The 23309-nt window shown below is 37.1% G+C and carries 21 protein-coding genes; 19 read left to right on the forward strand and 2 right to left on the reverse strand.

From position 1 onward, the window contains the following. The first annotated feature begins 536 nt into the window (after positions 1–536). Genes ACJAT7_RS06215 through ACJAT7_RS06225 form a run of 3 tightly spaced genes read left to right on the forward strand, consistent with a single transcriptional unit; the run spans position 537 to position 4398 of the window. On the forward strand, positions 537–1739 hold the full coding sequence (locus ACJAT7_RS06215; RefSeq protein ID WP_415225940.1) for a polysaccharide export protein: 1203 nt from the start codon (positions 537–539) through the stop codon (positions 1737–1739). 2 nt (positions 1740–1741) lie between these two features. Continuing rightward, positions 1742–2173, forward strand: a complete 432-nt coding sequence (locus ACJAT7_RS06220; RefSeq protein WP_415225941.1) for a protein tyrosine phosphatase — start codon at positions 1742–1744, stop codon at positions 2171–2173. Between the two features lie 50 nt (positions 2174–2223). After that, entirely contained in the window at positions 2224–4398 is a 2175-nt protein-coding gene (locus ACJAT7_RS06225) for a polysaccharide biosynthesis tyrosine autokinase (protein WP_415225942.1), read from the forward strand. Positions 4399–4471: 73 nt separating this feature from the next. On the opposite strand, the gene ACJAT7_RS06230 is transcribed toward ACJAT7_RS06225, so the two are convergent. Together ACJAT7_RS06230 and ACJAT7_RS06235 are read right to left on the reverse strand one after the other, a co-directional pair. Then, complete coding sequence (locus ACJAT7_RS06230) at positions 4472–4600, reverse strand: hypothetical protein (RefSeq protein WP_415225943.1); 129 nt, start codon at positions 4598–4600, stop codon at positions 4472–4474. A 223-nt stretch (positions 4601–4823) separates the two neighbouring features. After that, on the reverse strand, positions 4824–5348 hold the full coding sequence (locus tag ACJAT7_RS06235; RefSeq protein ID WP_415225944.1) for a transposase: 525 nt from the start codon (positions 5346–5348) through the stop codon (positions 4824–4826). 535 nt (positions 5349–5883) lie between these two features. On the opposite strand from ACJAT7_RS06235, the gene ACJAT7_RS06240 reads away from it, so the two are divergent. The 16 genes from ACJAT7_RS06240 to ACJAT7_RS06315 all read left to right on the forward strand — a co-directional run bounded on the left by ACJAT7_RS06240 (position 5884) and on the right by ACJAT7_RS06315 (position 23177). After that, positions 5884–6144 carry a helix-turn-helix domain-containing protein gene (locus tag ACJAT7_RS06240; protein WP_415225945.1) on the forward strand — a complete coding sequence of 87 codons (261 nt, stop codon included), beginning with the start codon at positions 5884–5886 and terminating at the stop codon, positions 6142–6144. Continuing rightward, positions 6137–7348 carry a type II toxin-antitoxin system HipA family toxin gene (locus ACJAT7_RS06245; protein ID WP_415225946.1) on the forward strand — a complete coding sequence of 404 codons (1212 nt, stop codon included), beginning with the start codon at positions 6137–6139 and terminating at the stop codon, positions 7346–7348. The genes ACJAT7_RS06240 and ACJAT7_RS06245 overlap by 8 nt, the downstream gene beginning before the upstream one ends. Before the next feature lie 920 nt (positions 7349–8268). Further along, positions 8269–9648, forward strand: coding sequence for an MBL fold metallo-hydrolase RNA specificity domain-containing protein (locus ACJAT7_RS06250; protein WP_415225947.1), 1380 nt, complete (start codon positions 8269–8271; stop codon positions 9646–9648). Between the two features lie 437 nt (positions 9649–10085). Beyond that, positions 10086–11483: a cytidylyltransferase domain-containing protein gene (locus ACJAT7_RS06255; protein ID WP_415225948.1), complete on the forward strand. Its 1398-nt coding sequence runs from the start codon at positions 10086–10088 to the stop codon at positions 11481–11483. 8 nt (positions 11484–11491) lie between these two features. Beyond that, a complete protein-coding gene (gene eda, locus ACJAT7_RS06260; protein ID WP_415225949.1) occupies positions 11492–12031 on the forward strand; it encodes a bifunctional 4-hydroxy-2-oxoglutarate aldolase/2-dehydro-3-deoxy-phosphogluconate aldolase in 540 nt (179 codons plus the stop codon). Positions 12032–12193: 162 nt separating this feature from the next. Further along, positions 12194–13240 carry a dTDP-glucose 4,6-dehydratase gene (rfbB, locus tag ACJAT7_RS06265; RefSeq protein WP_415225950.1) on the forward strand — a complete coding sequence of 349 codons (1047 nt, stop codon included), beginning with the start codon at positions 12194–12196 and terminating at the stop codon, positions 13238–13240. 4 nt (positions 13241–13244) lie between these two features. Continuing rightward, positions 13245–14114: a glucose-1-phosphate thymidylyltransferase RfbA gene (gene rfbA, locus ACJAT7_RS06270; protein ID WP_415225951.1), complete on the forward strand. Its 870-nt coding sequence runs from the start codon at positions 13245–13247 to the stop codon at positions 14112–14114. Continuing rightward, positions 14114–14671: a dTDP-4-dehydrorhamnose 3,5-epimerase gene (gene rfbC, locus ACJAT7_RS06275; RefSeq protein ID WP_415225952.1), complete on the forward strand. Its 558-nt coding sequence runs from the start codon at positions 14114–14116 to the stop codon at positions 14669–14671. Before rfbA ends, rfbC begins: the two co-directional genes overlap by 1 nt. A 1-nt stretch (position 14672) precedes the next feature. Next, positions 14673–15497, forward strand: coding sequence for an NAD-dependent epimerase/dehydratase family protein (locus ACJAT7_RS06280; protein ID WP_415225953.1), 825 nt, complete (start codon positions 14673–14675; stop codon positions 15495–15497). A 108-nt stretch (positions 15498–15605) separates the two neighbouring features. Next, on the forward strand, positions 15606–17036 hold the full coding sequence (locus ACJAT7_RS06285) for an oligosaccharide flippase family protein (RefSeq protein WP_415225954.1): 1431 nt from the start codon (positions 15606–15608) through the stop codon (positions 17034–17036). Continuing rightward, positions 17033–18262 (forward strand): hypothetical protein, encoded by a 1230-nt coding sequence (locus ACJAT7_RS06290; RefSeq protein ID WP_415225955.1) that lies wholly within the window; start codon positions 17033–17035, stop codon positions 18260–18262. The genes ACJAT7_RS06285 and ACJAT7_RS06290 overlap by 4 nt, the downstream gene beginning before the upstream one ends. Beyond that, positions 18237–18899, forward strand: a complete 663-nt coding sequence (locus ACJAT7_RS06295) for an acyltransferase (protein WP_415225956.1) — start codon at positions 18237–18239, stop codon at positions 18897–18899. Before ACJAT7_RS06290 ends, ACJAT7_RS06295 begins: the two co-directional genes overlap by 26 nt. 97 nt (positions 18900–18996) lie before the next feature. Continuing rightward, a complete protein-coding gene (locus ACJAT7_RS06300) occupies positions 18997–19956 on the forward strand; it encodes a hypothetical protein (protein WP_415225957.1) in 960 nt (319 codons plus the stop codon). After that, positions 19937–21046, forward strand: a complete 1110-nt coding sequence (locus ACJAT7_RS06305; protein ID WP_415225958.1) for a hypothetical protein — start codon at positions 19937–19939, stop codon at positions 21044–21046. The genes ACJAT7_RS06300 and ACJAT7_RS06305 overlap by 20 nt, the downstream gene beginning before the upstream one ends. Next, a complete protein-coding gene (locus ACJAT7_RS06310) occupies positions 21036–21962 on the forward strand; it encodes a glycosyltransferase family 2 protein (RefSeq protein WP_415225959.1) in 927 nt (308 codons plus the stop codon). The genes ACJAT7_RS06305 and ACJAT7_RS06310 overlap by 11 nt, the downstream gene beginning before the upstream one ends. Before the next feature lie 162 nt (positions 21963–22124). After that, a complete protein-coding gene (locus tag ACJAT7_RS06315; RefSeq protein ID WP_415225960.1) occupies positions 22125–23177 on the forward strand; it encodes a glycosyltransferase family 4 protein in 1053 nt (350 codons plus the stop codon). The last annotated feature ends 132 nt before the right edge of the window (positions 23178–23309 follow it).

Here is a 23309-nt window from a genome sequence, read left to right on the forward strand (position 1 = left end):
GGCCATCGATCACTTGGGAAATGAACGTCTCGATGAATTTTTTGAGACTCGTGAAGGGAAACTGTTCTCCCGTCACCCAATTAAAGTCTTTATGACGACAACCAACCCCTTTATCGCTAAAACAGACTGTCTTTTTTACTTTATCGGGCACGGGTGAAGCGCCGGTCATATACAAGATCTTTTCTTTAATGGTTATTTGCTTGGAAAGTTCACTGTCACTTTATGTTTTAGCTGTTATTTTTAACTACCTGTATAATGCGCGACCTGTTTTCTTGCGCGTCAGTAAAACTAAACACCCGAGTGGTGTAGTCTGTTGTTCTACATTTGATATGAATATGACACTTATTTAAACCACAGGAGCATTCCAGCTACGCATAAGAAGCCAGATAAAAAAACTAACTCTTTGTGTGGGTTCCCATTGATGAAAAAATAACGTAATCAGCTTACTTATTTGAGATGTTTCGATACAAGAGTTGTATTAGAAGTGCTAAAATCCTGAAAAATTTAATTTGTCATTCACATAAAAAGAATCTCATATGTCTCTTTTACATAAACTTATATTACCGTTTGCTTCAGTAATTTTGATCACAGGCTGCACCTTACCTGGCTCTAACCTCTCTTTAGAGGAGAAAAATGTTGTCAACGCGAATGAGCAACAGCTGACTCAAGTGGAACAGATTAATGTCTATGCATTATCCCACTCTTTTGTTGCAGGCTTTCGCTCTCATTATGCGATGGAAAAAGCGCAGCCCAATGATGCGCTGGATAGTGAGATGGCTTTATACGAATATAGAGTAGGCCCCGGCGATGTATTAAATATTACCATCTGGGATCACCCCGAATTAACTATACCGGCAGGCTCTTACCGTAGCGCCGAATCATCAGGTAATTGGGTGCACTCTGACGGGAAAATATTTTATCCCTATATTGGTTTCGTTCAGGTGGCAGATCAAACCGTCGTAGAGATCCGCGAAAAATTGACCGTGCTGTTAAGTAAATATATTGAAAATCCGCAAGTGGATGTCAATATTGCGGCGTTTCGTTCGCAAAAAAGTTATGTCACAGGTGAAATAAAAAATCCGGGTCAGCAGCCTATTACCAATATTCCATTGACCCTGCTTGATGCAATTAATAATGCGGGTGGATTAAGCGCAGATGCAGATTGGCGACATGTCACACTGACCCGAAAGGGTGATGCTGAAAATATCTCTTTATACCAGCTTATGCAAAAAGGGGATCTTACACAAAACCGCTTAATGCAGCAGGGTGATATTATCCATGTGCCGCGCAATGATTCACAAAAAGTGTTTGTTTTAGGGGATGTTAAAAATCCGGAAATGCTGAAAATTGATCGCTCCGGTATGACCTTGACAGAAGCATTAAGCAGTGTCGGCGGGATTAATGAACTGTCTGCCGATGCAACCGGCGTGTTTGTTGTTCGCAGCAGTGCGCGCGATGCTAAAAATGGTCCTTATCTGCAAACCGTTCGTGACAAAAACCGCGCTGCAAATGCAGCTGAACAGTCGCCAAGTGTGGTCGCCAATATTTACCAGTTAGATATCAGCGAGGCATCGGCTTTAGTTATCGGCACTGAATTCAAACTTGAGCCCTATGATATTGTCTATGTCACCTCTGCGCCAATTGAACGTTACAACCGTCTGATCAGACAAATCATGCCCACTATTTCTGCCTTTAACGTATTATCTGAAGGTGCGCTGCGCATACATAACTGGAATTAACTATGTTTGATAAAATATTGGTGGTCTGTGTCGGTAATATCTGCCGCTCGCCCACGGCTGAATATCTGCTGAAAAACTTACTGCCCAATAAAGAGATCGCATCGGCAGGAGTCAGTGCACTGGTTGGCAAACCTGCTGATAAAATGGCTTGCACAGTGGCGCAGGACCACGATCTAAGTTTAGCGGGTCATCAGGCTCGGCAATTAACGGCAGAGTTATGTCGCGATTTTGATCTTATTTTAGTGATGGAACAGGGCCATATTAGCGCGGTAACCGATATCGCTCCGGCCGTGCATGGTAAAACCATGTTATTGGGTCATTGGTTAGGTAAGCAAGAGATACCCGATCCCTATCGCCAAAGCAAAGAGGCGTTTGAACATGCTTATCAGCTGATAGAACAATCAGCCGCCGCTTGGGCAAAGAAAATAATTTAGCGAATCGTGCAATAAATATAACAATTTCAACTGGAATATAATGAATAATTATGAGTAATAACGCATTGAATAAAACCAGCTCGACAACAAATAACTCGCAAAATGATGTGATAGATCTGGGTAAACTGCTGGGGCTGTTAATTGACAGTCGCTGGCTGATTATCAGTGTTACCACTATTTTTGCGATATTGGGTATCGCCTATGCGTTATTATCAACCCCTATCTATAAAGCCGATGCATTGCTGCAGGTTGAACAAAAAAGCAGTGGTATGTCATCCTTAGTGGGTGATATGGGGGATATGTTTGGCGGTGAATCTTCCGCTACAACAGAAATTGAGATTATAAAATCACGCATGATCTTAGGTAAAACGGTTGATAAATTTAACTTAACCACGCAAGTGCAGGCAAAGACGTTACCTTTTGTCGGTAAAGGACTGGCGAGACTGCTGGGTCAAAATTTGATTGCTGAGGTAAGCCGCTTTGAACTACCTGCCTATGTAGAATCAAGTGCATTTACATTAGTTGTTGATGATAACCAGGCGGGCAGTTATTCACTTTACGATAGCCAAGAGCGCAAACTGCTCTCCGGCGTTGCCGGTGTTTTGGCGAAGCATGACGATTACCGTTTATTTGTGCAGCGTATTGACGCCGCCACTGGCAGTGAATTTTCTATCAGCAAGCGCACGTCATTAGAGGCGATCACCTGGTTACAGCAAAATTTGGCGGTGAGTGAACGCGGCAAGCAAAGCGGTATCCTCTCTCTTTCTTTCAGTGGTGAAGATAAACAGCTGATAGAAGATATTCTTAATAATCTCAGTCAGACCTATTTTCTACAGAATGTACAGCGTAATTCAGCAGAAGCAGAACAAAGCCTGCAATTTTTGCAGGATCATCTGCCCAGTATTAAGATGAAATTAACTGCGGCTGAGGATATATTAAATAATTTCCGTCAAGCCAATGATTCAATTGATTTAGGATTAGAAGCGAAATCAACGCTGCAGGTGATGGTTGAACTGGAAGCACAGTTAAATGAACTGACCTTTAAAGAGAGCGAAGTAAGTCAGCGCTTTACCAAAGATCATCCCGCATATAAATCATTGCTCGATAAACGCCAGGTCCTGCTAGGTGAAAAAGCGCGCTTAAATAAGCAGATACAAGCCCTGCCGCAAACCCAGCGTGAAATATTGCGCATGACGCGCGATGTTGAAGTGAATCAGCAGATCTATATTCAGCTGCTCAACAAAGTGCAGGAGCTGAGTGTACTTAAAGCGGGCACTGTGGGTAATGTGCGTATTTTAGATAAAGCACAGTCCTATGGCAGACCCATTAAGCCGAAAAAACCGCTAATTGTGGTGTTGGCAACCTTGCTCGGCGGTATGTTATCCGTTGCAGTTGTATTACTGCGCGCGGCTTTTCATAAAGGGGTGGAAACACCGGATGAGATTGAAGCGTTAGGCCTGCCTGTTTATGCCAGTATCCCAAAATCAGAGTGGCAAATGGGATTGGACAGTAAACTTAAGAAACACAAGCATCATAAGAATATTCCTCTACATGATGTACTGCTGGCGGAAGCTAATCCGGCGGATCTTTCTATTGAAGCGTTGCGAGGTCTGCGTACCAGTCTGCATTTCGCTATGATGGAAGCAAAAAACAATGTCGTGATGATTTCTGGCCCGTCACCCAGCATAGGTAAATCATTTATATCGGTTAACTTTGCCACTGTACTGGCGAAAACTGGCCAGAAAGTATTAGTGGTCGATGCTGATATGCGTAAAGGTTATATGCAGCGTTATTTCGGATTAGAATGGGAAAATGGTTTGTCGGAGCTGCTCTCCGGTAAATTAGAGACAAAAGCTGTGATTAAAAAATCCGGTGTGGAAAATCTGGATCTAATCACCCGTGGGCAAATACCGCCTAACCCTTCTGAACTGTTAATGCATCCGCGTTTTGCTGCGTTTGTAGAGTGGGCATCAAGCGAATATGATTTAGTATTAATCGATACCCCGCCCGTATTAGCAGTAACCGACCCGAGTATCGTTGGCGCGCTGGCCGGAACCACCTTAATGGTAGGGCGCTTCGGTCTGAATAGTGTTAAAGAGATTGAAGTAGCGAAAAACCGTTTTGAAATGGCGGGTATTGAAGTGAAAGGCTTTATCCTCAATGCCGTCGAGAAAAAAGCCAGCAATGCTTATGGTTACGGATATTATAACTACAGTTATAAATAAGCTGTCCGTTCACTGTTTCTGGGGCGCAGGCTTCAGCCAGCATTGTTATTGACTGGCCCTTGGGGCGCGGACTTTAGTCCGCATTTTTTTGTTCTTTGTTATTAGCGACGCTGGCTTCAGCCAGCATTGTTTTGCACTTTGCCATTAACAAGCGGGCTAAACCCCGCGCCCCGTATTTCCCACATCTATCAATATCACTCATCACCCTTCACTCTTTTGCACTTTGCCATTAACAAGCGGGCTAAACCCCGCGCCCCGTATTTCCCACATCTATCAATATTACTCATCACCCATCACCCCTTACTCTTCTCCCTTCACCTTTTTGCACTTTGTCATTAGCAAGCGGGCTAAACCCCGCGCCCCTTAGTTTGACTCTCACATTGGTTACCCTTGGGGCGCTGGCTTCAGCCAGCATTGTTTTATACTCACTGATCCTCATAGATTCCATAAAAACGCTGCTTAGCATCTTTTAATCCAGCCTTAAGTGCATTATTTTTAATATATTGATAAGTAATTTGAAACTGCCTCTCTGTTCGGACTACTTTGTCGAAATAGCCGCGATCCCAAAGAATACCTTTCCTCTGACAGTACTTATTTACTAAAAAAGCACTGGCCCCTTTTGTTTTTTGCATAATATTAACGAGAGGTAAGATCTGCTTAAAAAGTAGATGCACATGATTTGGCATAATAGAAACTGCGATTAAGTGATAATATATTGTATTTTTAGATTTAAAAAACGCTAGAAGTTGTGTGATAAGTTCACCATTCAACAACGCACCTGCGCTGGAATTATCTAAAAAATCATCTTGTTTTAATTGTAGTTCTGAGGTGCTTCTTTCTATACCCGTTATATTTTTTTGAAGGTAGTCGGCGATGCTTTCTTGTGTGCGGAATGTTACAAACTGAATGGTGTTTATTTGATCAATATGAAACAAGCTTTTACAAATCATAATTAGTGTTTCCCGAAACTAATTGATTATTGATGCGAGACAGTAAAGTTTAGAACAAAAGCAAAGAATAATAATATTAAGCCTTGTTTTTATTATAATACCAACAAGCGGGCTAAACCCCGCGCCCGTGTTTATCTTTATTCTATGCCTCTAGTATTGGTTGGCCCTTGGGGCGCAGGCTTTAGCCTGCCATGTTTTGCACAAGCGGCCTAAAGCCCGTAGCCCGTGTTCACCACATTTTGTAATACTCCTTACTCATTACCCATCACGCCTTACCCTTCACTATTTTGCTCTTTGCCATTAACAAGCGGGCTAAACCCCGCGCTCCGTATGCCCCACATCTATCAATATGACTCATTACTCCTTACTCATTAGCCATCACCCATCACGCCTTACCCTTCACTCTTTTGCACCTTGCAAGCGGGCTAACTTCTTGTCTTTTCGGTGGTTATATCCATCAAAAACATTGTTATTATACTTTTTGGTGATTATACTCATCATTACTGTTGTGCTAATCGCTTGCTGAGGAGGCATTTTGTATAATTTATCTTCTATATCAAAAATAATTCGCTCGGAAAGAAAGAAAAAAAAATGGAGTCAGCAACAGCTTGCAGAATATGCAGGATTGAATAGAACAACTATTGGCAGTATCGAGCGGGATGATTATTCCGATGTTGGCATTCGTAAAATTGAAAGGATCCTTGGTTTATTTAATAAATCATTAGCGGTAAAAGATAACGGGTTACCTACATTAGATCAGCTTGGCGCACAAAATAACAAGGATTTAGATGGCTAATATCGATGTGTATAGTGGGGCTGAGAAAATTGGCCGTATACAAAAAATAAAGAGTAAGCACCTATATTCATATTCCTTAGATGCTAATTATGCGGTCTCTTTAACCATGCCCATTCGCTTAGAAAACTATGAATATGAAAGTTTGCACCCTTTCTTTCAAATGAATATGCCAGAAGGGCTTTTACGAAACGCCATTGAAAAAGCAACAGCAAAGCAATTTGGCAGTGATGATCTAACCGTGTTGGCTTTACTCGGAAATACTCAGATAGGCTCAGTACGTTATGCCCTTGAAGGTAAGCCATTGCGGCCAGATGATGCTCAGCCATTAGAATTAGAAGATATATTATCGAGTAATGACGTCAGCTTGTTTTCTCAATTGTTAGAACGATTTTCCATGCGCTCAGGTGTTGCGGGCGTACAGCCTAAAGTGTTAATGGATCTCAAAAACAGAGAGAATTCACATGAAAAAGTAACCTATCCACTCGGAGCATATATTGTTAAAAGTTGGGGAGGTGAGTACCCAGAACTCGCCTGCAATGAGTTTATCTGCTTAACCTTAGCAAAAGAAGCTGGGTTAGAAACATCACCGTTTTACCTGAGTGATAATGGTAAATTATTGGTTACCAGACGCTTTGATCTTGATGCTAATTCGAACCCGATTGGTTTTGAAGATTTTTGCGTGTTGCAAGGAAAAAGCACAAGGCAAAAATATGATGCAAGCTTGGAGTCTTGTGCTAATACAATTAATCAATTTATCTCTGTTGAAAACCGTCAAAAAGTCTTATATGACTTTTTTAAACTGACCTTGATTAATGTCTGTATTCGAAATGGTGATGCCCATTTAAAAAATTACGGTGTGCTATATGATAACTTACAAGGTTACACACTTGGCAGCCTCCCTCAGTGTAAAATCTCTTTTTCCCCCGTTTTTGATATAGTCAGCACAACGCCTTATTTACCCAATGATACGATGGCATTAAGTTTAACAGGTTCAAAGCGTTGGCCAAAATGGAAAGTGTTATACCGATTTGCAACACAACATTGTGGACTATCAAGAAATAAAATTGAAAAAATAGTTCATGAAGTGGAAAGCGCAAAGTCCACTTGTTTACCTATATTGCATGAACTAAGTGAACAGCACCCTGAATTTAAAATGATAGCCAATGATATTCATAAATTGCTAGCGACCAAAATAGAAATGTAGTGAACTTCATTATTTGACGTTTTTCGAAGCCTTTTTAACAAGCGGGTTAAAGCCGCAGCCCGAGTTTACCTCCGCGCTATTGCTTGGTCCTGGGGCGCGGACTTTAGTCCGCATTGTTTTGATTGGTCTTTGGGGCGCAGGCTTTAGCCTGCCATGTTTTGCACAAGCGGGCTAAACCCCGCGCCCCGTATTTCCCACATCTAGCAATATTACCCATCACGCCTTACTCTTCACCCTTCACCTTTTTGCACTTTGCCATTAACAAGCGGGCTAAACCCCGCGCCCCGTATGCCCCCACATCTAGCAATATTACCCATCACGCCTTACTCTTCACCCTTCACTCTTTTGTACTTTACCATTAGCAAGCGGGCTAAACCCCGCGCCCCGTATGCTCCACATCTTGCAATATTACTCCTTACTCATTACCCATTACCCATCACCCCTTACTCTTCTCCCTCAGTTCCCAGACCTAGTAGCACCATAAACTCAATGAGCTCCTCAACAAACCACCTTGAGGATGACGGAGTAGAACACTTTGAGGATGACGGAGTAGGGTCATTGAGGATGACGAGTAGAATCTCTCCACCGTCATTCCCGAGTTGTCCTATCGGGAATCTCAGAGCCAGTAACACCTCGAGAATGACGAAGTGAAATCTCATGTGAAAAATATGGCATTTTGAAAGCATTTAATTATAATGACGCAGCTCACACTTAGCAGAACTATCAGTTTTACAAATAACGCAGAAATATTTACTTTATAGCGTTATAAGCTAGCCAAAACTTAGTAATAGATAAACCATATGCCTTTAGGAGCGTTGAACCTAGGGGCGGTAGCGTGCCTGAAGAAGAGAACTATCTGCACCTGAAAAGTAATTTCGAAAATCCGCATACAAAAAATCAAACGCTGGTTAAGGATAACAATGAAAATCATCCATCACGGTGCAGTTTCAGGTGTAACAGGATCTTGTCATCAATTACTGATTGAAAAAGACAATAGCCTGTTAATTGATTGCGGCTTGTTTCAAGGTGCGGAAATTTCGGAAAGCAGTGACGGTGAGAGTCATCTCAATATAGAATTTGATATCAGCACAGTGCAGGCGTTATTAGTCACACATTGTCATATAGACCATGTCGGACGTATTCCCTATCTGCTAGCCGCAGGTTTTCAAGGGCCGATTATTGCTACAGAAGCAACCGCCGCTCTATTACCTATGGTTATTGAAGATGCTCTTAAAGTGGGTGTCACGCGCAATGAATCAATTATTAAAGCCTGTTTAAATCTATTGCAGCAACAGCTTGTCGCAGTGCCTTACAAAAAATGGCATAAAGTTAAATTAGCAGGGCAGACAAGTGCCAAAGTTAAGTTTCAGCCCGCAGGCCATATATTGGGCTCTGCATATATCGAAATAGATGTAAAAACAGCAGAGAAACAATCCAAACGTATAGTCTTTTCGGGGGATCTCGGCGCAACCTATTCACCCTTACTGGCGGCACCTAAAAGCCCTTATAAAGCAGATATAGTCGTTATTGAAAGCACCTATGGTGATAAAGAACATCAAGGGCGTAAAGCGCGCAGCCAAAGCTTAGAAAAAGTATTAATTAAAGCGGTTGCAGACAATGGCATTATCATTATTCCCGCGTTTAGCATCGGACGCACACAAGAATTATTATATGAACTTGAGCAGATAATCGCGCGTTCGAAAAACAAAAAAATAGCCAATATCGAGGTGATAGTTGACTCACCCATGGCCGCAAAATTTACCAAACATTATCGGCACTTTCAAAACCTCTGGGATGACGAAGCCAAAAAACGGGTCAGCCAAGGGCGCCAACCGTTAAACTTTGACAGCTTATATACCATTGATACGCATCAAGAGCATCTGCAGGTCATTGACTACCTGGCTAAACGCGATAAAGCCGCCATTGTGATTGCCGCAAGTGGCATGTGCACAGGCGGTCGTGTCGTCAATTACTTAAAACGATTTTTAGATGAAGCAACAACAGATATTTTATTTGTAGGTTATCAAGCGGCAGGCACAACAGGGCGAGACATTCAGCATTACGCCGATAAAGAAGGCGGCTATGTTTATATCGATGGCCAAAAGGTAGCGATAAATGCGCAAGTACATACTATTTCAGGCTACTCCGCCCATGCAGACCAAAGCAATTTAGTGAACTTTATAAAACGCATTCGCCATAAACCGGAAAAAGTGATTCTTGTGCACGGTGATAATGAGGCGAAACAAGCGCTGGCCAAAAAGCTAACGCCATTTGTGCAAGACGTTGTAATAGGGCTGTAAATATTTACCCGCGTCGTCCTCGACTTTTGCCCAACGTCATCCTCGAGGTTCGTCCCTCCGTCATCCTCGAATTATTTTGTCGAGGATAAATTCTGCTGAAAACTATGCAATAGTACGGCATAATACGCTCAACTTATTAAATGCAGATAAACAATTTAAAGCAGTATTAAAAGAAAATAAAAACGGGCGAATAGAAGTACAAAGCATATTAATCAAGTCCATACAGGGTTAGATGCTTCATGATTTAGCCTTGAGGGGGATTCAAAATGAAAGACCTGATCCCGTTACTTGTAAAAAAAAGCCAAGGAAACTTACATATCTGCTCGACCTGAACTAACTAATGGGTGATCCGAATGGCACTGTGTTAAGCCTAAAATATATAGATAACTTTGAACCCGTTTTACTTTTTTGTGATTTTAACAAAGGATAGAATTTTTATGAAAAACTTGGTTGCATTAATCGCTGTAAGGGCCGGTTCTCAGCGGGTAAAAAACAAGAATATAAGACCATTTGCAGATTCCAATTTACTAGAAATTAAAATAAATCAATTGAAGAAAGTAAAACAATTAGATGAAATTATCGTAAATTCAGATTGCGATAAAATGCTTGAAATAGCAAGAAAGAATGGCGTTACAGCTATAAAAAGAGAAGAAAAATATGCAAGTAGTGAAGTTGGTATGAGTGAGGTATACCAACATTTTGCGGAAGTAACAGATTCGGCTCATATTATGTATGCGAATGTTACAAATCCATTGGCTGAAGCTGAAAATTATGAAGAAGCAATCAGTAAATATTTTTCTAGCCTTGAGACCAATGACTCTCTAGCCTCATGCCATCCAATTAAAGAGTTTCTTTGGAAAGATGGAGAAGCAATAAATTACGACACAAAAAATCAACCAAGATCACAGGATCTTCCTGATATTGTGGCTCTTAATTTTGCAATATCAATACTTCCAAGAGAAGTAATGCATAAAAAGAAGAATATAATCGGAGAAAAACCTATTTTCTTTGTACTTGATGAAATTGAAAGTGTCGATATTGATACTGAATTAGATTTTTATTTAGCAGAGAAACTGTACGAAACGTTAAAAATAAACAAAAACAACTTGTTAGAGAAAAAAGAAGATAATACCGGGTATGTGTTTTTTGATTTTGATGGCGTAATGTTTGATTCTGCAAATGAGGCATATGCTGTTTCGATGATCACATCCGGAAAGGCAAAAAACCTTAATGATATTGATTTAGAGTCGAAACACGCTAGTAAATTCATGTCTCAACGATATTTAATAGGGCCTGCGTGGAATTATTATTACCTGCTTGATGCAATAGATAAAGGTATTCACGAGCAATTTAATAATTATTTACCAGGCCAGCCTAGCCAAAATGCAATGGCGTTTATGCAGAAATTTTTTGATGTAAGAGCTGAGTTAAGAACAAACGATTGGAATAACTGGCTTAGTTTTAACCATAAATATGATGGTGTTGATGAGATGTTGAGCATTTTGGATGAGAATGAAAACACATGTATCGTTACCACAAAAGATAAGGCAACAGTCGATGCCTTATTAAAATTTAATGGTGTCTCTAGAAATGTTGAAATTTATGATACCAAAGATTATGAAGAATATGGATGTAAGTCCTATTTGATTGATAAAATAATAACCAGTAAAAATATAAAGAATGCCATATTTATTGATGATTCGAGAAAGCATTTAGATGCATGCAAGTGGATAAAAAATATTAAGTTAGTTCAAGCAAAATGGGGATATGTATCACCATCTGAATTTCAAGATAATAAACAAGATGTCATTAATATCATCAAGGAAACACTGTAGAGGAATTTATGGAATATCTTTATAAAAAAGTCATCGCAGTATTGGTTGTTGATGATATTACAGCTCTACCAAGTAAAATTGAAAAACTGCTTAGTGATGGGTTTGACGTTTTAGAAATTACATTAAGGACTGAGTGTGCATTTCAAGCCATTCAGCTTGCTAAAAAAACTTATCCGAATGTTAAGGTCGGAGCGGGTACAATCTTAACCATTGAACAACTAGAAAAATGTATCGAAATTGGAGCTGATTTTGGTGTTGCTCCTGGTTTGAATCCTGAAATAGTAAATAAAGCTAAAGCAATGCAATTCCCTTTTATACCCGGAATAGCTACAGCAAGTGAAGTTGAGCAGGCGATGAGCTTAGGTGTATCTCTTGTAAAAGTATTCCCCGCAAAAATAGTTGGCGGTGTTGAGTTTATAAAAGCTATGTCTGGTCCTTATCATACAATGAAGTTTATGCCGACAGGTGGCGTAACTGAAGCTGATTATAAAGATTATTTATCTTTACCTAGTGTGCTTTGTGTTGGTGGTACCTGGATGGGTAAATAAAGTTCTTTAGCATAAAAGTATTGAATTATTTTTAAGAACACGAATTTATGTATTTGCTAATCTGCTTGACATTGAGTCCATATCTGATGATATATCAGCAGATATTCAGAGAGAATTAACAACCCAAAATATTATTATTTATAATAAATTGATAGGTAAAAAATGAAAATATTAGTTACAGGTGGTGCCGGATTTATTGGTTCTGCCGTTATAAGAAATATCCTCGAAAATACAACTGATTCAGTGGTTAATCTTGATAAGCTGACTTACGCTGGAAACCTTGAGTCATTATTACTCGTTTCTGATTATCCTAAATATGCTTTTGAACAAGTTGATATTTGTGACCGCGCAGAATTAGATCGTGTTTTTGCGGAGCACAAACCAGATGCTGTTATGCACCTAGCTGCGGAGTCTCATGTTGATCGTTCAATAGATGGTCCAGCTGCCTTTATCGAAACAAATATTGTCGGTACCTACACCCTGCTTGAAGCGACTCGGCAGTATTGGTCAGGGTTAGATGAACAACAAAAACTAAGTTTTCGTTTTCATCACATATCGACAGATGAAGTGTATGGTGATTTAGAAGGAACAACAGACCTATTCACCGAAACCACCTCTTATGAGCCAAGTAGCCCTTATTCTGCTTCTAAAGCATCAAGCGACCACCTAGTAAGAGCTTGGTTACGTACTTATGGTTTACCAACCATTATTACGAATTGCTCAAACAACTACGGCCCGTACCACTTCCCAGAAAAATTAATCCCGCTGGTTATTTTAAATGCCCTTGAAGGCAAGCCTCTGCCGATATATGGCAAAGGCGATCAAATTCGCGATTGGCTATATGTAGAAGATCATGCACGTGCATTATATAAAGTGGTTAGTGAAGGCGTGATCGGTGAAACCTATAATATCGGTGGTCATAATGAAAAACAAAATATCGAAGTGGTTCAAACTATTTGTGAAATATTAAATGAATTGGTACCACAACAAACCGATTACAAAGAGCAAATTACTTTTGTAACGGATAGACCCGGTCATGATCTTCGTTATGCGATTGATGCAGGCAAAATAGAACGTGAACTTGGCTGGAAACCAACCGAAACTTTTGCAACTGGGCTAAGAAAAACTGTTGACTGGTATTTAGCGAATAACAATTGGTGTAAACGCGTGCAGGATGGTTCTTATCAACGCGAACGTTTGGGAGCATAATATAATGAAAGGTATAGTACTTGCGGGCGGTTCAGGTAGCCGTTTACACCCCATTACATTGGGGGTATCTAAACAGTTACTGCCAATTTACGATAAGCCAATGATATTTTATCCTCTGTCTGTGTTGATGTTATCGGGCATAAGAGAAATATTAATCATATCAACAACTGACGATATGCCTAGTTTTAAGCGAATGTTAGGGGATGGCAGCCAATTTGGTATTGATTTAAGTTATGCCGAACAACCTTCTCCAGATGGGTTAGCGCAAGCATTTATTATCGGTGAAGAGTTTATCGGTGATGGCAGTGTTGCTTTAGTGTTAGGTGATAATCTTTTTTACGGTCAGCATTTCTCTGATAAATTGTTAGCCGCTACCAAGCGTACAAGTGGAGCGACAGTATTTGGTTATCCAGTGCGTGATCCTGAACGTTTTGGCGTGGTTGAATTTGATACAAATGGTAATGCATTAAGCCTTGAAGAAAAACCTAAAAAAGCCAAATCAAATTATGCGGTAACAGGGTTATACTTTTATGATAATGATGTGGTTGAGATTGCCAAATCCATTAAGCCATCCGACAGAGGTGAACTAGAAATTACTGATATTAATATTGCCTATCTGAAACGTGGCGATTTGAAAGTGGAGTTATTAGGTCGTGGCTTTGCATGGCTTGATACTGGCACACATGATTCACTGCTTGAAGCTGGTCAATTTGTACAAACGATTGAACATCGTCAAGGTTTAAAAGTGGCTTGTTTAGAGGAGATAGCTTTCAACCAAAACTGGTTAACTAAAGCGAAATTATTAGAGCAGGCTGCCAAGTTGTCTAAAACAGGATATGGTCAGTATCTAAAAAACATTGCACAGGATGTTTAATGAAAGTAATAGAAACTAAGTTAAAAGGATGCGTGATTATTGAGCCAACGATTTTTGGTGATGATCGTGGTTTCTTTATGGAAACATTTCAGGAAGAACGTTATGCACAGCTTGCTGGTATAACGCAGAAATTTGTGCAGGATAATCGTTCTCGCTCTGAGCAGAATGTACTGCGCGGTCTGCATTTTCAGAAATATAAACCTCAAGGAAAACTTGTATCCGTGACGCAAGGAGAAGTGTTTGATGTTGCGGTTGATTTACGTCCTGATTCAGAAACCTTCGGTTGTTGGGAAAGTATACTTTTATCAAGTGAAAATAAACTACAGTTTTGGGTGCCACCCGGCTTTGCACATGGTTTTTGTGTGATTAGCGAAAGTGCTGACTTTCAGTATAAATGTACGGATTATTATGATCCGTCCGATGAATCTGGACTGTTGTGGAATGATCCTGATTTATCAATTGACTGGCCAAACAGTGATCCTCTGTTATCTGATAAAGATATAAAACAACCAAGGTTGTTCGAAATTGAAGACAAAATAAAGAACGGATGGAAATAAAATGGCTAATTATACAGTTGTAGGCGGGCAGGGTTTTATTGGTAGCGAAATAGTTAAACAGTTAGAAATGGGCGGGCATTCTGTTTTTGTTCCGGAAATAAATGATGAACGTTTATTTACACAAAGTTTAGGTATTGTTATTGATTGTGCCGGTTACGGTGATTGTCAAAACGATCCTCTACAGGTATTTAAGTCAAATTCACTATTGCTGGCAGAGATCTTAGAAAAGTCCGATTTTGAAAAGTTGCTGTATATATCGTCAACGCGTCTTTATATGGGACAGGAAAAAGCTTCTGAAAATGATGATCTTAGTGTATTAAGTGCTGATAAACGCCGTTTATTTAATCTGACTAAGCTGGTATCCGAAGAGTTGTGTTTATTGAGTGATAAAGACGTTGTTATTATTCGCCTGTCAAATGTTTATGGATTAGCTTTAAATAGTCCGTTATTTCTTCCGGCCATTACACGTAATGCCATTAATAATAAACAAGTTGATATGTATGTAACACCTGAATATGAAAAAGATTATGTTTCGGTTGTTGATGTGGCCGATGCCGCATGCCAGTTAGCGGCAAAAGCTAAGTTGAGTCAAAAGATATTTAATGTTGCCTCTGGAATGAATACATCTGCAGGTGAAATTGCTGATATATTAAGCCAGGAAACTGGCTGTAATATCGATTGGCATTTAGGGAGTGTAGATGAAGCGTTTCCTAAGAATGACATTTCAGCTATCCAACGAGAAATAAAATATCAGCCAAAAAATGTCTTGAATGATCTGAGATTAATGATTAATGAATTTAAAAAAAGTTTATCAAATCAAGTATGAAATAAAATTTAATCTGTTCATTGATTGCTCCCAATAAAACTGTATTCATCAAGTGAACTTGTAATAATAATTATTTAACTAAAATAAAAATTCGGTTGAGAGTGAGTTGTGCATAAAACAAAATATTTAATGATTCAGGATGCACTAAAAAAAGCATTTTCAATGGTTTTTTTCGTGGTCTTAGCCAGGTATTTATCTGCAGATGAATTCGGACAGTATCAGCAGTTAATTTTAGTTGCTGGATTATTAACAATGGTTTTTAGTGCGGGTATTCCAGTTGCTGTCAGTTATTTTTATGGGCAATCAAAAGCATATACTCAAAAAATCTCGGTGTTTAAGCGATTTTTTATTTTTCAGTTGTTATTGCTTTTTGTAGGCTCTTGCTTACTGTTGTTTTTTGATAATCAACTGTCTATTAAATTAGGTAATGAGTATATAAATAACCTCAGTTATTTGATTGTTATATTATTTGTCAGTAATTCGTCGATTGAGTTCTTTAAGAATTTAAGCACCGTAACAAACCAATTAAAATCATACTTATACCTGACGACCACAATACAGCTTGTTAGCGTGATATGCAGTGTTCTTGTTGTGATCATAAACCCCAATATTGCATATATATTATTAACAACCGTTATATTTAATTCTGTTTTATTTCTGTTACTTGTTAAGAAAAATTTAAAATATTTTTTAGTTACAATAAAATACCAGTTTATGTATCGGGTGGAACTTAAGTATGTAGTGGCAATGGCTTCTGTCGCTTTGATAGGTGTTTTAAATGGCTATGTTGACCAATTAATGGTTTCAATTATGTTGTCTGCCACAGAATATGCCAGTCTGAAAATCGGCGCATTTCAAATTCCCTTTATTAGTGTGGTAACGGGCTCACTTTTAACTGTAATGATCCCAATTATTTCTAAATTATTTAGAGAAAATCAGCTTGAAGAAATTATAGAAACTTGGAAGTTATCAATAGAAAAAGCAACAATTTTATTGGTTCCAATTGTTATTTTTTGTTTGGTATTTGCAGAAGAAATTATTATTGATTTTTTTGGAATAAAATATAGTCCTGCAATTATTGTCTTTCAGATATACATGTTCCAGTGGCTCCGGGCTGTTGTTATATTTGGCGGGGTAATGGGCGCTATTGGATTAGAAAAAGAGCTGTTTAAAAATACCGTAGTTATTACAGTTCTAAATGTTGTGTTAAATTATGTAATGATTTTAAAATTTGGGATTTTGGGTGCCGCAATTACCACGACTTTTTTAAATTATTTCGGTGCACTGCTATTAATAAAGGATATCAATAAACGCTTAAAGCGTGCATTCTTTAGTTACTTTCCGCTCAGAATATATTTTACATCGTTAGTTTTGTCGCTATTAATAAGTCTATCGCTGAAATACCTGTTAATTGGTATAACTGATTCAATCATAGGCATTATTTTTGTTTCTATGGTTTTTTATATCGTAATTTTAGTAATACAAATGAAGCTGTTTTATAACGGTTTTTCCGTTCAAAAACTCAAGGAATTAATTTGATTTCATTATTTGAAAAACATAAAAAAGTCAAAGCATCATTGGCTTTTGATTATAAAGGTTATCCGATACAGAATGTTTTAGCCGTTGATATTATCGCATTGGTTTATAAAAAAAAGTCTTTTAATGTAAGACAGTTAATTAACCTGTTTTCAACAAGAAAAATTGATATTGCCCAAGAAGATAAAATACTGTTCTCTATTGGTAATTATAATCGCGCGGATTATTATGAACTTTTGAAATATGTCAGGACGAATATAAAAAGCGCTTTATTAGATTTGTCATCTATAAAAAGAAGTCGCACAATTTCTTTTAAAAATATAGTTATAGCTTGTCGTTTGGTTTTTTTTAATAATGTTGAATTAGACTTCTCTTCCAAAGTCTCGCTAATGACAACAATGATATATTGCTTTAATGTTATTGATTATTTGGAAAAACAAAATAGCTCGAGTATTAGATCATTTTGTTCCTTTTGCAGCAATTTAAATGATGAAGCAATCCTTGATTATTATTTCCAAAAGCAAAACATACCAACCTACACGCTTCAGCATGGTCTGTATTTTGTTTTTGATACACCGCCCATTGATGCAATAACCTATGATAATTTGATTGCAGATAAGTTACTTTGCTGGGGACAGTACACGAAAGATGAATTTATTAAATATGGTATAGATGAAAGTAGGCTTGTTGTTGCTGGTTATCCCAAAAAAATAAGCCCTTTAACTGTACTAATTAACAATAATAGTAAAATTCGGATTTTAGTTTTATTCGCTAGAGCACTTTTTGATACAAATAACCTTGCTTTGATCTCGTTACTAGCAAAAATGCCATTAGATGTAGAAATCGACTTTAAACCTCATCCTTCATTATCTGTGGACAAATATGCAATACTGGCTAGTGAGCATGGTTTCAATATGGCACCTTCGGGAACAATCCAGGAGTTATTAAATACTGGGTGCTATGATTGTTCGATTTCGTATAATTCGACTGCCTATTATGACAGCTATATTAATAACTGTGTATCCTTAAGATATAAAGATAAAGATGCAGATAATGCCGTTGATGTCTTAGATGATGGTTTTAGCACTATCGAAGAGTTGCTAGTAAAAATGCAATTAGTTAGTAAAAGTAAAGAGAGTCAAGAGCTTTGGAATAACATTGAAAAAAGATTAAATTATATATTGGGTTACGGGGTCAATAAATATGCTTGTTTACAAAATACTAACTAAAGCTAAACGTTTTTATTCATGGCCTCTTTCAAGAAAAATTCAGTATGTCGAAAATTTGTATTTTAGATTGAAAACATTAACTATTTATAAATATATGTTTAGGAAGCTGGGGCGTAAATGTGTTATTAGAAAACCATTGTTTTTAACCCCTGAATTTATCAGTCTCGGGGCTGGAGTCATTATTTGGGATGCTGCGCGAATCGAAGCTGTACATAATTATGGCGAACAGAACTTTAACCCCTCTATTATTCTCGGTAATGGTGTTTCTATTCAGCAGCGCTGCCACATAACGGCTGCAGGTGAATTGACTGTCGGTGATAATACACTCATTTCTTTTGATGTTATGATTCAAGATACCGATCATGGATATCAAAATTTAGAGATGCCTATCGGAGAGCAACCTCTGATTGTAAAAAAAACAAAAATTGGCAATAACTGCTTTATCGGCAGTGGAGCAAAGATACAAGCAGGTACCATTTTAGGCAAGCATTGTGTGGTTGGTACCAATGCGGTAGTGCGGGGCGTCTTTCCTGATTATTGTGTAATAGTTGGCATACCTGCAAGAATTATAAAAAGGTATGATGAGAGTCTTAAAGAATGGCGTCGTACGGATAGTGCCGGACTCTTTTTGAATTGAGATTTCTAATCTGTCTTAAAATAAAATTATCGAATGACAACAAATTTTCGTGAACAATTAAATCAAGAATTAACACAACCCTATTGGATATACTTAGTTGAATTTAAAAAACCAAAAAATATTATTTATTGCGCCATTGTTTAATGGCTATGAAAAACATATTAAGTCAGCGATCGAAGAGCAAGGAGGTATTGTAGATTTTTACCCTGAAAAAAACAAATCGCGATTCCTAAGTTTATTGCAGCTTGTTGCCCCAGCAGTCTGTGTATATCTACATAAAAGGCACCTGCAGGCTTTGATTGAAAGTGTAGAGCAAGACTATGATATTTTGCTTATCATTAAAGGTGAATTTTTAAATACGAAATTCTTTGAGTGTTTACTTAATAAAATCCGCATTAAAAATAAAGTTTTATATCAATGGGATTCAGTGTTAAATAACCCTAACACATTAGTAATCCAGCAATACTTTGATTCTGTTTTTACCTTTGATCGAGATGATGCAAATAAGTATGGGTTTATTTACCATCCATTGTTTTATATTGACCTATTTGAAAGAAAAGCAAATACGACTATTGAATTCGATTTCTTTTTTATCGGGGTTTTTCATGGCGATCGGCATAAAGAATTGAGTAAAATAAAAGAGTACGCAAAAGAAAACAACATGACTTGTTACTTCAAACTTTATATTAGTTTATTTAATTATTTAAAATGCAAATTATTTGACAACGACTTTGCCGGAGTTACATTATCTGATGTGATATTTAAAGGTGTAAGTATTTTGGAAGTTGCTGAACTTCTGCATAAAAGTAGATTTGTTGTCGATATTGCACATAAACAGCAAAGTGGATTGACAATAAGGACATTCGAGGCGCTTGGCGCAGGGAAGAAACTAATAACTAACAATAAAAACATTAAAAAAGAAAAATTCTACGATGCCAATAATGTATTTTTTCTAGATGAGTTAAATACCCTCGAAGATTTTCCATCGCCTACTGCGTCTAGTTCCATTCAAAATCATACAGTAAAAAGTTGGGTTAATGAATTATTTAGCGGTTGATATAAAGCATCTGGCTACATATGTTTTGGTTGTTTCAAGTGGATTGTATATTACCAAACTACCATTAAGCCCTATCTATTTTACAATGATAATTGCTTTTGTTCTATATGCTTCTCATTTAGTGCTGACAAAAGAATTATACATAGGTCGAATTACAGCAATACCTCTAGTCTATTTTATTTATCTTTTGATCTCTCAAACCATTTTAGATGCTGATATTAGCTCAGTGATCAATGTATTGATGTCAATCGGGTACTTCATTCTTGTGTTATTGCTTGCGCATGATTTTCAGTATCAGAAATTGGTGATATTGTTAAAAAGACTTGTGCAAATTTCAATTCCTTTGCTTTTATTTGAAGCTTATTATCGATTAACCCATCCTATCTATATTCTCGAAAGTGGGTTCGATTATCGAAGTGTTGAAGATCAGTTTTTTTATCCATTCAAACTCAACAGCGTGATGTACCAAGATTCAAACTTCGTTGCAACTTTTGCTCTTGTTTTGTTTTTTTTGGCCTTTTATTTAAAGCGCCGATTTAAAGAAAAGCTTAAATTGGAATCTTCATTACTTTTTATTGTAATTTTACTTTCTATATCTAGGGCTGCCATTTTAAGTGTTTTGCTTTTCATTGTTATTTTTTACATTTTTAATAAGAAAAGTAAAGTATTAAAAATGTTGTTTTATTTGGTTGTAATAGCATCCTTTATTATTGGATTATCGTATATAGCTTCTGATGGTAGTTTTCAATCTAAATTTCATTTGATTGATTTATTTGTAACATTTTTGACTGAAAGCAATCTCTCTAGCCTGTTATTTGGGGTCGGCTACGGTAATACAAAGCTGCTATTTGGAATGGGGGCGCACAATTTTATAATCACACATGTCGTTGAAAGTGGTTTGATCGGCTTTACTTTGCTAAGCCTTTTTTGGATTGACTGTTTTTTTTCATCCTATAAGCAAACCTCATTTATTATGTTTCCATTTATCTTAACTGGAATGTCTTTGGCCCCCCATGCCATCCCTTATTTATATGCTGTTTTTGCAGTTATAATTCTAATAGAAAGGAAAAGTAGAATTGATGGAAACTAAAAAAGTTTCGGTGTTGATTCCAACATATAATGTTGAGAACTATATTGATGAAGCAATAGAGAGTATTGTTAATCAGTCGTATAAAAATATAGAAATCATTATTGTCGATGATGCTTCGATTGATGGAACATATAAAAAACTAGAGGCCTGGGCTCTATTCGATCAGCGAATTAAGCTATTTAAGAACGAGAAAAATTCTCGAATAGTTAAAACCTTAAATTTTGCTTTAACTAAGGCAACTGGTTTTTATGTGGCCAGAATGGACGGTGATGATGTTAGCATTCGAGACCGTATTGAAAAACTGGTTTTATTCTTAGAGACAAATCCTGAATACTCGCTTGTCGGTTCTTCACATATTGGAATTAATGAAGAAGGGAAAGAATTTAGCAGAACAGCAATGCCCTCTGATTTCGAAAAAATACGCAAGACTATTTTATTAACAAGCCCTGTTTTGCATATTTGGCTTGCCAAAAAAGAAGTTTATGATGAATTGAATGGTTATAGGGCAGATACGGTTGAAGATTATGATTTTCTTCTTAGGCTTATGACAAAAGGATATTTGTTTAGCAATCACCCTGAATTTCTTTACAAAGTGCGAGTTAGAGGGGGAAATACGAGATCGACTCAAGGACTTAAGCAAGCCAAAGCAATTAATTATGTGAAAAAATTATATAAAGAAAGAAAACAACAAGATGGTCATGATACTTATACGGATAAATCTTTCGAGATAGCTATGAAAAGTTCACCTCTAATGGAAAAAATACATAAGTTATCCCAGTTTTTTCTATCTAAAGCTGTTACAAGTGACCTGTTTTTGGTTAAGTTTTGTTTTGCTTTTATGTCCGCTTTTATTTCTCCCTATAATGCGCAATATTTATTTAACCGATGTTTATATAGGCTTAAAAGCTCTATTTGACAATTGGTCAATTGAAAAATTAAATATTTATCTGAGGACTACAATCTGCGATGTTGTTATTAGATGGAAATAATTTTGACTAGAATACCCTATTAGCAAATGTGCTTTTTGTCGTTTATTGATTTAAGCAACATATAAAATAAAAACTAGAAGGTGAAAAGGATGAAAATTGCTCTTATTATCCCATCGTTAGAAAATAAAGGGCCAGGTGTATTTACTAAGTATCTAGTTGAAGGCTTAATTGATATTGTCGATAGTGTTGAAATATTCTATTTTAACGACACGAAATCAAGTCTTGGTATTCTTGATTTTGATGCCCCTGTAAGGAAGATTGGCTTTTTTGATAAAGTCGATTTTTCTCATTTTGATATTGTTCATACAACTATGTTAAAACCAGATCTATTTGCTTTTTTTAATAGAAAGCGTTTGGGTGGTAAACTAGTTGTGTCTATGCATAACTATTTCCCTATAGATCTTAGATTTCTTTATCCAAAACTAAGGGCATTTATTTATGCTAAATTATGGTATTTTTCTTTAGTTGGTAATAGAAATTTTATCGTGTCTTCTCTCGATATGAAAAATTATTACCAAAACCTTTTTCATCACTCTGCTAAATTTGAAATTATTCCATACGGAATAAAAAAAAGAGAAATACAAAATGTTTCTGAATCAGAGGTGCTTCTAAATCTAAAAGATAAATACAAGGTAATAGGGAGTTGTGGTTTATTAATTAAAAGGAAGGGATATGCACAATTAGCTCGTTTTTTAAAAGATAATGATGATTACGCTGTAATTCTAATTGGGGAAGGTGAGGAAAGGAAGGAGCTAGAAAAGTTGATAAGTGATTTTAGCTTAGAAGAACGATTTATACTTCTCGGATTTAAAACCAACTCCATCGATTATTATAAGTATTTCGATGTTTTTATTATGTGTTCATATTCGGAGGGGTTTGGTTTAGCTATGCTTGAAGCTTTAAGCCAAAGTCTACCTTTAGTTTGCTCAAATCTCCCGATCTATAAAGAATACTTTGTACCTGAAGATGTCAAATTATTTGAACCTGATAATATTCAACAATTATCGAAGGCCATACAAGAGATTATGCATAATCCTGATTATTATCAGGAAAAATCATATGGTTTGTATTTGAAATACTTTTCTTTACATTCGATGTGTGAAAAACATTTGGCTTTATATCTTAGAATAAAGAATAAATAATAAATAATAAATAATAAAATGTAAATTTAAAGTAGCTTTTTTGGTGTGATTTTTATGCAATGAAATTAGCTGGTATTTCAAAGATCTTTGACATAAAGGTTAGCGTGAGTTTAGGTGATGCGTTAAATTTAG

The organism is Psychromonas sp., from assembly GCF_047632995.1.
Taxonomy (GTDB): Bacteria; Pseudomonadota; Gammaproteobacteria; order Enterobacterales; family Psychromonadaceae; genus Psychromonas.